At 70.7% G+C, this 12,295-nt stretch carries 10 protein-coding genes; 9 read left to right on the top strand and 1 reads right to left on the bottom strand.

Translation table 11 applies throughout. The features are described 5' to 3' along the window. Positions 1-75 precede the first annotated feature (75 nt). The 3 genes from ACH4RC_RS23275 (at position 76) to rpsD (ending at position 3,166) form a co-directional block, all read left to right on the top strand. Positions 76-726, top strand: a complete 651-nt coding sequence (locus ACH4RC_RS23275; RefSeq protein ID WP_398203999.1) for a vitamin K epoxide reductase family protein — start codon at positions 76-78, stop codon at positions 724-726. Between the two features lie 45 nt (positions 727-771). Continuing rightward, the gene (locus tag ACH4RC_RS23280; protein ID WP_398204002.1) at positions 772-2,130 is read left to right on the top strand and encodes a replication-associated recombination protein A; all 1,359 of its coding nucleotides are present in this window, start codon (positions 772-774) and stop codon (positions 2,128-2,130) included. Positions 2,131-2,551: 421 nt separating this feature from the next. Further along, positions 2,552-3,166, top strand: coding sequence for a 30S ribosomal protein S4 (rpsD, locus tag ACH4RC_RS23285; RefSeq protein WP_394435526.1), 615 nt, complete (start codon positions 2,552-2,554; stop codon positions 3,164-3,166). Between the two features lie 30 nt (positions 3,167-3,196). Here the strand turns inward: rpsD and ACH4RC_RS23290 are convergent, their stop codons facing one another. Beyond that, a complete protein-coding gene (locus tag ACH4RC_RS23290) occupies positions 3,197-5,407 on the bottom strand; it encodes an ATP-binding protein (protein WP_398204005.1) in 2,211 nt (736 codons plus the stop codon). 188 nt (positions 5,408-5,595) lie between these two features. Here ACH4RC_RS23290 and ACH4RC_RS23295 point away from each other — a divergent pair, with 188 nt between their 5' ends. The 6 genes from ACH4RC_RS23295 (at position 5,596) to ACH4RC_RS23320 (ending at position 12,233) form a co-directional block, all read left to right on the top strand. Further along, positions 5,596-6,042: a DUF948 domain-containing protein gene (locus ACH4RC_RS23295; protein ID WP_398204008.1), complete on the top strand. Its 447-nt coding sequence runs from the start codon at positions 5,596-5,598 to the stop codon at positions 6,040-6,042. Positions 6,043-6,050: 8 nt separating this feature from the next. Beyond that, positions 6,051-6,389, top strand: coding sequence for a DUF6167 family protein (locus ACH4RC_RS23300; protein WP_398204011.1), 339 nt, complete (start codon positions 6,051-6,053; stop codon positions 6,387-6,389). Continuing rightward, positions 6,389-9,061 (top strand): alanine--tRNA ligase, encoded by a 2,673-nt coding sequence (alaS, locus tag ACH4RC_RS23305; protein WP_398204014.1) that lies wholly within the window; start codon positions 6,389-6,391, stop codon positions 9,059-9,061. The genes ACH4RC_RS23300 and alaS overlap by 1 nt, the downstream gene beginning before the upstream one ends. Then, on the top strand, positions 9,061-9,525 hold the full coding sequence (gene ruvX / locus ACH4RC_RS23310; RefSeq protein WP_398204017.1) for a Holliday junction resolvase RuvX: 465 nt from the start codon (positions 9,061-9,063) through the stop codon (positions 9,523-9,525). Before alaS ends, ruvX begins: the two co-directional genes overlap by 1 nt. Before the next feature lie 142 nt (positions 9,526-9,667). Continuing rightward, positions 9,668-11,419: an endolytic transglycosylase MltG gene (gene mltG / locus ACH4RC_RS23315; protein WP_398204020.1), complete on the top strand. Its 1,752-nt coding sequence runs from the start codon at positions 9,668-9,670 to the stop codon at positions 11,417-11,419. Next, complete coding sequence (locus ACH4RC_RS23320) at positions 11,400-12,233, top strand: shikimate dehydrogenase (RefSeq protein ID WP_398204023.1); 834 nt, start codon at positions 11,400-11,402, stop codon at positions 12,231-12,233. Before mltG ends, ACH4RC_RS23320 begins: the two co-directional genes overlap by 20 nt. The last annotated feature ends 62 nt before the right edge of the window (positions 12,234-12,295 follow it).

Here is a 12,295-nt window from a genome sequence, read left to right on the forward strand (position 1 = left end):
TCGAACGGTGAACAGCGGCGCCCGTACGGCACAATGACCCTGCCCGAGGCCACCCCTCACCTACGGATCGGCGTGATGAGCAAGACGACCAGGACCGCGACAGCAAGCGACAGCGTCTCCCACGACAGCGCCGCCGGGGCCGCCCCGCGCCCGGTCGGCGGCAGCCGCGCCCTCGCGCTGCTCCTGGTGATCACCGGGGCGGCGGGCGTGCTCGCCGCGTGGGTCATCACGCTCGACAAGTTCAAGCTCCTCGAGGACCCGAACTTCACGCCGGGCTGCTCCATCAACCCGGTCATCTCCTGCGGCTCCATCATGAAGAGCGACCAGGCGTCGGTCTTCGGCTTCCCGAACCCGATGCTCGGCCTGGTCACCTACGCCATCGTGATCTGCGTCGGCATGAGCCTGCTCGCCGGGGCCCGCTTCCCGCGCTGGTACTGGCTGACTTTCAACGCGGGCTGCCTCTTCGGTGTCGGCTTCGTCACCTGGCTGCAGTTCCAGTCCCTGTACCGGATCAACGCGCTGTGCCTGTGGTGCTCGCTCGCCTGGGTCGCCACGATCCTGATGTTCTGGTACGTCACGTCGCTCAACATCCGCAACGACTTCCTGCCGGCCCCGCGCTGGCTCAAGTCGTTCTTCACGGACTTCACGTGGGCGCTGCCCGTCGTGCACGTCGGCATCATCGCCGTCCTGATTCTCACGCGCTGGGGCGACAGCCTCTGGGCCTGACGCTCCTCGCCGGGTTGTCAGTGGCGTGACATAGGGTTTTATGTCGTGGAGCCCGACCTGTTCACCGCCGCAGCCGAAGACCGCCAGGAGAAGGACCCGTCCGCGAGCCCCCTGGCCGTCCGGATGCGCCCGCGCACCCTCGACGAGGTCGTCGGCCAGCAGCACCTGCTGAAGCAGGGCTCGCCGCTGCGCCGCCTGGTCGGCGAGGGCGGCTCCGGCCCGGCCGGGGTGTCGTCGGTGATCCTGTGGGGCCCGCCGGGCACCGGCAAGACGACCCTGGCCTACGTCGTCTCCAAGGCCACCAACAAGCGGTTCGTGGAGCTGTCCGCGATCACCGCGGGCGTCAAGGAGGTCCGCGCCGTCATCGAGGGCGCCCGGCGCGCGATGGGCGGCCACGGCAAGGAGACCGTCCTCTTCCTCGACGAGATCCACCGCTTCAGCAAGGCCCAGCAGGACTCGCTGCTGCCCGCCGTGGAGAACCGCTGGGTCACCCTGATCGCGGCGACGACGGAGAACCCGTACTTCTCGGTGATCTCCCCGCTCCTGTCCCGTTCCCTCCTGCTCACGCTGGAACCGCTCACCGACGACGACCTGCGAGGTCTGCTCGCCCGCGCGCTCACCGACGAGCGCGGCCTCGGCGAGGCCCTCGAGCTCGACGAGGACGCCGGGGAACACCTGCTGCGGGTCGCGGGCGGGGACGCGCGCCGCGCGCTGACCGCCCTGGAGGCGGCGGCCGGTGCCGCCCTCGACAAGGGTGAGACGTCGATCACCCTGGAGAGCGTCGAGGAGACGGTCAACCGCGCGGCCGTGAAGTACGACCGCGACGGCGACCAGCACTACGACGTGGCGAGCGCCCTGATCAAGTCGATCCGCGGCTCGGACGTGGACGCGGCCCTGCACTACCTGGCCCGCATGATCGAGGCCGGCGAGGACCCGCGCTTCATCGCCCGCCGCCTCATGATCTCCGCCAGCGAGGACATCGGCCTCGCCGACCCGACGGCGCTGCCCACGGCCGTGGCCGCCGCGCAGGCCGTCGCCATGATCGGCTTCCCCGAGGCCGCCCTCACCCTGAGCCACGCCACCATCGCCCTCGCCCTGGCCCCGAAGTCCAACGCGGCGACGACCGCGATCGGCGCCGCCATGGAGGACGTCCGCAAGGGGCTCGCCGGCCCGGTCCCGCCGCACCTGCGCGACGGCCACTACAAGGGCGCCGCCAAGCTCGGCCACGCGCAGGGCTACGTGTACCCGCACGACGTGCCCGGCGGCATCGCGGCCCAGCAGTACGCCCCGGACGCCATCGCCGGACGGCGCTACTACGAGCCGACGCGGTACGGGGCGGAGGCGCGGTACGCGGACGTGGTGGAGCGGGTCAGGGAGCGGCTGCGCGGCGAGTTGAGCGGATGAGCGATGTGATCCAGTGCTCAGTGATTAAGCGCTCCGTGATCCAGCGCTCCGTGATCCGGTGCTCGGTGATCCGGCCCCGCGCCATCCGGTAGACTTCCCCGAAGTGCTGCGTCCCGCGCCCGGTGTCCCGAAAGGGAGACCGGCACCACCAGAGCGGGGCATGCAGCCGGGTCCCCCACACCGTCAGGCAAGGGGATCCAGGAGCGTCGCGCACCGTCGAAGGTGTCGCGGGCAGCCCACCACCCTCCCGGCTTCCGGGGACAGGTCGGTGGGCCACTCGCGTGCTGCACGTATGTGCCCAGCCCCGGGAGCGGCTGCCTTGCCCGTCCTTGTGACGTGAAGGGTTTCCCGGACTGCGGATGCGACCTCCCCGAACCCTGGTGAAGCCGTATTCGCATCAGAAACATGAGGTGTTTGGTTCATGACGAACCAGTCCCGCCCCAAGGTCAAGAAGTCGCGTGCCCTCGGCATCGCGCTGACCCCGAAGGCCGTCAAGTACTTCGAGGCCCGCCCCTACCCGCCGGGTGAGCACGGCCGCGGCCGCAAGCAGAACTCGGACTACAAGGTCCGTCTGCTCGAGAAGCAGCGTCTGCGCGCGCAGTACGACATCAGCGAGAAGCAGATGGCCCGCGCCTACGACCGCGCCAAGAAGGCCGAGGGCAAGACCGGCGAGGCCCTGGTCATCGAGCTCGAGCGTCGTCTGGACGCCCTGGTCCTTCGTTCGGGCATCGCCCGCACGATCTACCAGGCCCGTCAGATGGTCGTCCACGGCCACATCGAGGTCAACGGTGGCAAGGTCGACAAGCCGTCGTTCCGCGTCCGTCCCGACGACGTCGTGATGGTCCGTGAGCGCAGCCGCGAGAAGCCGCTGTTCCAGGTCGCGCGTGAGGGTGGCTTCGCCGCCGACGGCGAGACCCCGCGTTACCTCCAGGTGAACCTGAAGGCCCTGGCCTTCCGCCTGGACCGTGACCCGAACCGCAAGGAGATCCCCGTGATCTGCGACGAGCAGCTCGTCGTCGAGTACTACGCCCGCTGACCGACCGGCGGACGTAGCTCACCCTGCGTTTCAGCCCGTCGCCTCCCCGTCGTTCACGTACGGGGAGGCGACGGGTTCTCGCTTTTCCAGGACCTTCGCGAGTGCGGGCCGCACCGTCGCCGGGAGCCGCTTGTGCTCTCCCTGGCCGAGCGCGCGGGCCACGGCCTCGTCGTGGCCGAGGCGCTCGCCCGCCCGCGCCAGCTCGTCGAAGCGGACGTCGCCGAGCGCCGCGCGGGCCCGGGTCTCGCACAGCCGGTGCGGCTCGTTGTAGTGGTCCGAGCCGAACAGCGGGAGCCCGACCGACGGCCAGATCCCGCCTGCGGCGCCCTGCAGCACCGCCGCCTCCGCCGCGTCGCCCTCGGCCAGGGTGACCAGCGCGAGCAGCTCCATCGAGAGCACCGTGCCGAGCAGGTCGTGGAACTCGTGGTCGATGGCCAGGCACTCCTCGAGGAGCCGGCGCGCACGTGACAGATCGCTCTTGTGCCACGCCTCGTAGGCCAGGACGTAGAGCGCGTACGACAGAGTCCAGCGCTCGCCGTGGTCCGTGCACACCTGCCGGACGTCCTCGCACAGCGCCACGGCCTGCTCCAGATCGCCCTGGAACGCCAGCGCCATCGCCAGCTCGACCTGGCCCATCAGCACATTGCTGTTCAGCTCGCCGATCTCGCGGTAGCTGGCGAGCGCCGTCCGAAGCAGCTGTTCGGCGCGCGGCAGGTCGTCCGAGATCAGTGCGAGGCAGCCGGTGCGGTGCATCGCGTAGGCGAGCGCCGTGGGGTCACCGCGGAGCTCCGCCTCGTCGTGGCATTCCTGGAGTGCCGCGAGCGCGGGCACGGTGTCGCCCTGGAGGACGGCTACGTAACCGAGCACCCACAGCGCTTTGAGGCGGGACGGGCCGTAGTCCGGGACGTCCTCGCCGTCGACCGGGTCGTCCAGTTCGATGCTGCGGTCCAGCCAGTGCCGGCCCTCCATGAGCCGCCCGCAGCCCGCCCAGTAGAACCAGAGCGTGCTCGCCAGGTACTGGCCCAGATGCGTCTCGCCGGGTTCGGTGAGGCAGAACTCCAGGGCCGCCCGCAGGTTCGGCAGCTCCACGTCGACGCGGGCCGCGACCTCGCTCTGCCGGGGCGAGAACCAGTCCAGTTCGCACCAGGTGGCGAGGCCCAGGTACCAGTCGCGGTGGCGGCGGCGCATCCGGCCCGCGTCGCCGATCTGCTCCAGCCACTCGGCGCCGTAGGCGCGGACGGTGTCGAGCATCCGGTAGCGCACCCCGGCCCGCGACTCCTCGCGGATCACCACGGACTGGGTGAGCAGCTCGTGCAGCGCGTCCAGGACCGTTTCCGCGGGCAGGCCCTCGCCGGAGCAGATGTACTCGGCCGCCTCCAGGTCGAACTGCCCGGCGAAGACGGAGAGCCGCGCCCACAGCAGCCGCTCCTGCGCCGTGCACAGCTCGTGGCTCCAGCCGATCGCGGTGCGCAGCGTCTGGTGGCGGGGCAGCGCGTCCCGGACGCCGCCCGTGAGCAGCCGGAACCGGTCGTCGAGCCGCTCCATCAGCTGCGCGGGGGAGAGCGCCCTGAGCCGCCCGGCCGCCAGCTCCACCGCGAGCGGCAGGCAGTCCAGGCGCAGGCACACCTCCAGGACGTCGGCGCGCTGTCCGTCGTCCAGGGTGAAGCCGGGCAGCAGGGCCCGCGCCCGGTCCGCGAACAGCTCCACCGCGTCCTGCGACGTCAGCGGCGCCAGCGGGAACAGGCGCTCGCCCTCCAGCGACAGCGGCCTGCGGCCCACCGCGAGGACCCGGAGCCCCGGCGCGGCCCGCAGCAGATCCCGTACGAGCGAGGCGCAGGCGTCCACGAGATGTTCGTGGCCGTCGAGGACGAGCAGGAGGCGGCGCTCGGCGAGGTGGTCGACGAGGACGCGGCGCGGCGCCCGGGTGGTGTGGTCGGTGAGGCCGAGCGCCTCGACGAGCGTGTACTCGACCAGGTCGGGGTCGCGGACCGCGGCCAGTTCGACGCGCCACACGCCGTCCTCGCGCAGTCTCGCGGGCGTCCGGGCCGCGACATGCGCGGCGAAGCGGGACTTTCCGACACCGCCCGCGCCGGTCACCGTCACCAGGCGCGCGGCCTCCAAGGTCCCTCGCAGGGCGCCGAGTTCGGCCGCGCGGCCGACGAATCGGTTCATCTCGGGAGGCAGATTGCCGGGGCGCGGAGGCGCGGCGGACAGGTCGTCGGGGCGCGGAAGGCGTCGCATGAGGTACGGAGCGTACCCATCCGTACGCGTTCCGTACAATCGCATCTGCTGAAACGGCCCCGGGCGCCGCCGGAATGCGGTACGGAGTGCGGCGCGGGGCGCGATAGGCTCGGGGGACGACTTTCGATGACGATGACTGTTCGACGACTGATGACGACTGACGACTGACGACTAGGGAGCGGTGCCGAGTGTCCGGTGGAGAGGTGGCCGGGATCCTGGTGGCCGTCTTCTGGGCGATCCTGGTCTCCTTCCTCGCGGTGGCCCTCGCGAGACTGGCCCAGACGCTCAGGGCGACCACCAAGCTGGTCGCGGACGTGACCGACCAGGCCGTCCCGCTGCTCGCCGACGCCTCCACCGCGGTGCGCTCGGCGCAGACCCAGATCGACCGCGTCGACGCCATCGCCTCGGACGTCCAGGAGGTCACGTCGAACGCGTCGGCGCTCTCCTCCACCGTGGCCTCCACCTTCGGCGGTCCGCTCGTGAAGGTGGCCGCGTTCGGATACGGGGTACGCCGGGCCATCGGGGGGCGCACCAAGGACGCCCCCGTCAAGCAGGCCCGCCGCACCGTGATCGTGGGGCGCCCGGTACCCGGGGCGCGCCGTTCCCGGCGGGCCGACCGGAATAAGAGGGACTGACCCGAGCGATGTTCCGTCGTACGTTCTGGTTCACCACGGGCGCCGCCGCCGGTGTGTGGGCCACCACCAAGGTCAACCGCAAGCTCAAGCAGCTGTCGCCGGAGAGCCTCGCCGTCCAGGCGGCCAACAAGGCGGTCGACGCCGGTCACCGGCTCAAGGACTTCGCGCTCGACGTCCGCGCCAACATGGCCGACCGCGAGGCCGAACTCGGCGACGCGCTCGGCCTGACCGGGCCGGCCGCCGACGAACTGCCCGAGCGCCGCTTCACGATCCTCGACAAGCGCGCCGGGGCAGCCCCCAAACACCTAGAGAACACGCACTACACCAACCGGAATGAGGACCACTGATGGAGTCGGCAGAAATCCGTCGCCGCTGGCTGAGCTTCTTCGAGGAGCGTGGCCACAAGGTCGTGCCCTCGGCGTCGCTCATCGCGGACGACCCGACTCTGCTGCTCGTCCCGGCGGGCATGGTCCCCTTCAAGCCGTACTTCCTCGGTGAGGTCAAGCCGCCCGCGCCGCGCGCCACCAGCGTGCAGAAGTGCGTGCGTACGCCGGACATCGAAGAGGTCGGCAAGACGACCCGGCACGGCACCTTCTTCCAGATGTGCGGCAACTTCTCCTTCGGCGACTACTTCAAGGAAGGCGCCATCAAGTACGCCTGGGAGCTGCTCACCACGGACCAGGACAAGGGTGGTTACGGCCTGGAGCCGGAGAAGCTCTGGATCACCGTCTACCTGGACGACGACGAGGCCGAGCGCATCTGGCACGAGGTCGTCGGCGTGCCCAAGGAGCGCATCCAGCGCCTGGGCAAGAAGGACAACTTCTGGTCCATGGGCGTCCCCGGCCCCTGCGGACCCTGCTCCGAGATCAACTACGACCGCGGCCCCGAGTTCGGCGCCGAGGGCGGCCCCGCCGTCAACGACGAGCGGTACGTGGAGATCTGGAACCTGGTCTTCATGCAGTACGAGCGCGGCCCGGGCACCGGCAAGGACGACTTCGAGATCCTCGGCGACCTGCCGTCGCAGAACATCGACACGGGTCTCGGCCTCGAACGTCTCGCCATGATCCTCCAGGGCGTACAGAACATGTACGAGACCGACACCCTGCGCGTCGTCATGGACAAGGCCACCGAGCTGACCGGTGTCCGCTACGGCGACAAGCACGACTCGGACGTCTCGCTGCGCGTGGTCGCCGACCACATCCGCACCTCCGCCATGCTCATCGGCGACGGCGTGACGCCGGGCAACGAGGGCCGTGGCTACGTGCTGCGCCGCATCATGCGCCGCGCCATCCGCAACATGCGCATCCTCGGCGCCACGGGCCCGGTCGTGAACGACCTGATCGGCGTCGTCATCGACACGATGGGTCAGCAGTACCCGGAGCTCGTCACCGACCGCAAGCGCATCGAGACCGTCGCCCTCGCCGAGGAGGCCGCGTTCCTCAAGGCGCTCAAGGGCGGCACGAACATCCTCGACACCGCCGTCTCCGAGACGAAGGCCGCGGGCAGGACGGTCCTCGCCGGTGACCAGGCGTTCCTGCTCCACGACACCTGGGGCTTCCCGATCGACCTCACCCTGGAGATGGCCGCCGAACAGGGCCTCTCCGTGGACGAGGACGGCTTCCGGCGCCTGATGAAGGAGCAGCGCGAGCGCGCCAAGGCCGACGCGCAGGCCAAGAAGACCGGCCACGCCGACATGGGCGCCTACCGCGAGATCGCGGACGCCGCCGGTGCCACGGACTTCATCGGCTACTCCTCGACGAGCGGCGAGTCCACCATCGTCGGCCTGCTGGTGAACGGCGTCTCCTCGCCCGCCGCCACCGAGGGCGACGAGGTCGAGGTCGTCCTCGACCGCACCCCCTTCTACGCCGAGGGCGGCGGCCAGATCGGTGACACCGGCCGCATCAAGCTCGACAGCGGCGCGGTCATCGAGGTCCGCGACTGCCAGAAGCCGGTCCCCGGCGTCTACGTGCACAAGGGCGTCGTGCAGGTCGGCGAGGTGACCGTGGGCGCCTCCGCCCAGGCCGTCATCGACGTGACCCGGCGCCGGGCCATCGCCCGCGCCCACTCCGCCACGCACCTCACCCACCAGGCGCTGCGCGACGCGCTCGGCCCGACGGCCGCCCAGGCCGGTTCGGAGAACCAGCCGGGCCGTTTCCGCTTCGACTTCGGTTCGCCGTCCGCCGTGCCCACGGCCGTGATGACGGACGTCGAGCAGAAGATCAACGAGGTCCTGACCCGCGAGCTCGACGTGCAGGCCGAGGTCATGTCGATCGACGACGCCAAGAAGCAGGGCGCCATCGCCGAGTTCGGCGAGAAGTACGGCGAGCGGGTCCGCGTCGTGACCATCGGCGACTTCTCCAAGGAGCTGTGCGGTGGCACGCACGTGCACAACACGGCCCAGCTCGGCCTGGTCAAGCTGCTCGGCGAGTCGTCGATCGGCTCCGGCGTGCGCCGCATCGAGGCGCTGGTCGGCGTCGACGCGTACAACTTCCTCGCCAAGGAGCACACGGTCGTCGCTCAGCTCCAGGAGCTGGTCAAGGGCCGCAGCGAGGAGCTGCCGGAGAAGATCTCCGCGATGCTCGGCAAGCTGAAGGACGCCGAGAAGGAGATCGAGAAGTTCCGCGCGGAGAAGGTCCTCCAGGCCGCGGGCGGGCTCGCCGACTCCGCCAAGGACGTCCGCGGTGTCGCGCTCGTCACAGGCCAGGTCCCGGACGGCACCTCCGCCGACGACCTGCGCAAGCTGGTCCTCGACGTGCGGGGCCGCATCCAGGGCGGCCGCGCCGTCGTCGTCGCCCTGTTCACCACGGTCAACGGCAAGCCGCTGACGGTCATCGCCACCAACGACGCCGCGCGCGACCGTGGCCTCAAGGCCGGTGACCTGGTCCGCACCGCCGCCAAGACGCTCGGCGGCGGTGGCGGCGGCAAGCCGGACGTCGCCCAGGGCGGCGGGCAGAACGCGGCCGCGATCGGTGACGCCATCGACGCGGTCGAGCGCCTCGTCGCGGAGACGGCCAACTGATGCGCAGAGGCCGCCGGTTGGCGATCGACGTCGGGGACGCCCGGATCGGGGTCGCGTCCTGCGACCCCGACGGGATCCTCGCCACACCCGTCGAGACGGTGCCGGGGCGTGACGTCCCGGCCGCCCACCGGCGGCTGCGCGCGCTCGTCGAGGAGTACGAGCCGATCGAGGTCGTCGTCGGCCTGCCGCGCTCCCTCAAGGGGGGCGAGGGCCCGGCGGCCACCAAGGTCCGCGCCTTCACGGCGGAGCTCGCACGCGGCATCGCACCCATCCCCGTACGACTTGTCGACGAGAGGATGACCACAGTGACCGCGAGCCAGGGGCTGCGCGCCTCGGGCGTGAAGTCCAGGAAAGGCCGCTCTGTCATCGATCAGGCGGCCGCGGTCATCATCCTGCAGCAGGCACTGGAGTCCGAACGGGCGTCAGGAACTGCTCCGGGCGAGGGCGTCGAAGTGGTTGTCTGATCGCGATACGGTAACGTTCCGCGCGAGCGGCGGCGTTCGAACAGCTGCCGCACAGCAGCAAGAGGCGGAACGGTTTCCCTCGTGACCGATCGAACTCAGGATCGGACATGGATTCCCCCGCCTCGCGGCATGTAGGGGATCGATGACTGAGTATGGCCGGGGCCAGGGCTCCGAACCGTGGCACCCCGAGGATCCCCTGTACGGGGACCAGGGGTGGGGGCAGCAGGCCGAACACGGCCAGCCTGCCTACGGCGGCCAGGGCGGTTACGACCCGCAGCAGCCGCAGCAGCAGCCGTACGAAGGCGACTGGGCGACGGGGCAGCACGGACAGCAGGGCCAGCAGTCCGGCTACGGCCAGGACGCCGGGTACCCGCAGCCCCAGGGCTACGGCCACGACGCCGGATACGGCTACCCGCAGGACCAGGGCTACGGGCAGGACCAGGGGTACGGCCAGGACCCCGGCTACGGACAGCAGGCGTACGGCGGGCAGCAACAGCAGGGCGGCTGGGACCCCACCGCCGCGCAGGGCCAGACCCCGTACGTCGCCGACCCGACGGACCCCTACAACACCGGGCGTAGCGCCGCCTTCGCCGGAGAACAGCCCGGCTACCCCGACTACCCCGACACCCCCGGCGCCTACCCCCCGCCCGAACCGCCGGGCCGCCGCCGCGCGCCCGAGGCCGCACCGGAGGAGACGGAGTGGGACGCGGGCCCCGACCAGGGCGAACACGCGTTCTTCAGTGGCGGCGGCGACGAGGACGACGAAGCGGAGAGCCGGGGCGAGCGCCGGGGGCGCGGTGAGAAGAAGCCGAAGAAGCGCCGCAGCGGCTGCGCCTGCCTCGTCCTGACGGTGGTTTTCGCGGCCGGTGTCGGCGGTGTCGGCTACTTCGGCTACCAGTTCTACCAGGACCGTTTCGGCGCGGCCCCGGACTACGCGGGCGAGGGCAACGGCGAGTCGATCAGCGTCGTCATCCCCAAGGGCGCGGGCGGCTACGCCATCGGCCAGGCGCTCAAGGACGCGGGCGTCGTGCGCAGTGTCGACGCCTTCGTCGCCGCTCAGTCGGCCGACCCCAAGGGCCAGACGATCCAGGCCGGCGCCTATCAGCTGCAGAAGGAGATGTCGGCGGCGAGCGCGGTCGACCTGATGCTCAGCCCGCAGGGCCGGGCGAACCTGACGATCCCCGAGGGCACGCGCAACGTCGTCGTCTACGAGAAGATCGACGAGAAGCTCAAGCTGGCCAAGGGCACCACGGCTAAGGTCGCCAAGAGCGACTACAAGAGCCTCGGCCTGCCCGACTGGGCGCTCAACCACTCCGACGTGAAGGACCCGCTCGAAGGTTTCCTCTTCCCGTCGAGCTACGCGGCCGCCAAGGGCATGAAGCCCGAGGAAGTGCTGAAGCAGATGGTCGAGCAGGCCAATGACCGGTACCAGAAGCTGGATCTGGAGGGGAAGGCCGAGAGCCTCGGCCTCGAGAGCCCCTGGCAGGTCCTCACCGTGGCGAGCCTCGTCCAGGCCGAGGGCAAGACCCATGACGACTTCCGCCGCATGGCCGAGGTGGTCTACAACCGCCTCAAGCCGACGAACACGGAGACCAACCAGCTCCTGCAGTTCGACTCGACGTACAACTACCTGAGGAAGCAGAGCAAGATCAATATCGGGACGTCCGAGATCAACAAGGACAAGGACCCGTACAACACCTATACGAACAAGGGCCTGCCGCCGGGACCGATCGACAACCCGGGCGACGAGGCCTTCGCCGCGACACTCAGCCCGACGAAGGACGGCTGGATGTACTTCGTGGCCACGGACGGCATGGAGAAGACGGAGTTCGCGAAGACCCATGCCGAGTTCCAGAAACTCTTGGACAAGTTCAATGCCAGCCAGAACAACTGACCCGCGCAAGGCAGCCGTCCTCGGATCGCCCATCGCCCACTCCCTCTCCCCGCAGCTGCACACCGCCGCGTACGAGGCGCTCGGCCTGGCCGACTGGACGTACGGCCGCTTCGACGTCGACGAGGCGGGGATCGCGGAGTTCTTCGCCGGGCTCGGGCCCGAGTGGGCCGGGCTCTCGCTGACCATGCCGCTCAAGCGGGCCGTCATCCCGTTGCTGGACGGCATCACCGACACGGCGGCGTCCGTCGAGGCCGTGAACACCGTCGTGTTCCACGCCGACGGGCGCAGGACCGGCGACAACACCGACATCCCCGGGCTCGTGGCCGCGCTCCACGAGGCCGGTGTCGACAAGACCGACCGGGCCGCGGTCCTGGGCGCGGGCGCCACCGCGTCCTCCGCGCTCGCCGCGCTCTCCCGGATCTGCTCCGGCGAGGTCGTCGCCTACGTACGCAGTGAGCGGCGGGCGGAGGAGATGCGCGGCTGGGGCGAGCGGCTCGGCGTCGCGGTGCGCACCGCCGACTGGGCCGACGCGGCGGAGGCGTTCGAGGCGCCGCTCGTGATCTCCACGACACCCAAGGGCGGCACCGACCACCTCACGGACCGGCTGCCCGCGCGCGTGGGCACGCTGTTCGACGTGGTCTACGACCCCTGGCCGACACCGCTCGCGGCGGCCTGGGAGCAGCGCGGCGGCGCCGTGCTCAGCGGCCTCGACCTCCTCGTGCACCAGGCGGTCTTCCAGTTCGAGCAGTTCACGGGCGAGACGCGCCCGGTGCTCGCCGCCATGCGCGAGGCGGGCCTGCGCGCCCTCGGCTGACGCGGGTCCGGAGGGCGGACAGGGCGACGGCGCGCCCGCGCGGCATGGGAGGATTCGGGAAC

The sequence above is a fragment of the Streptomyces sp. NPDC016845 genome (genome assembly GCF_044332585.1).
GTDB lineage: Bacteria > Actinomycetota > Actinomycetes > Streptomycetales > Streptomycetaceae > Streptomyces.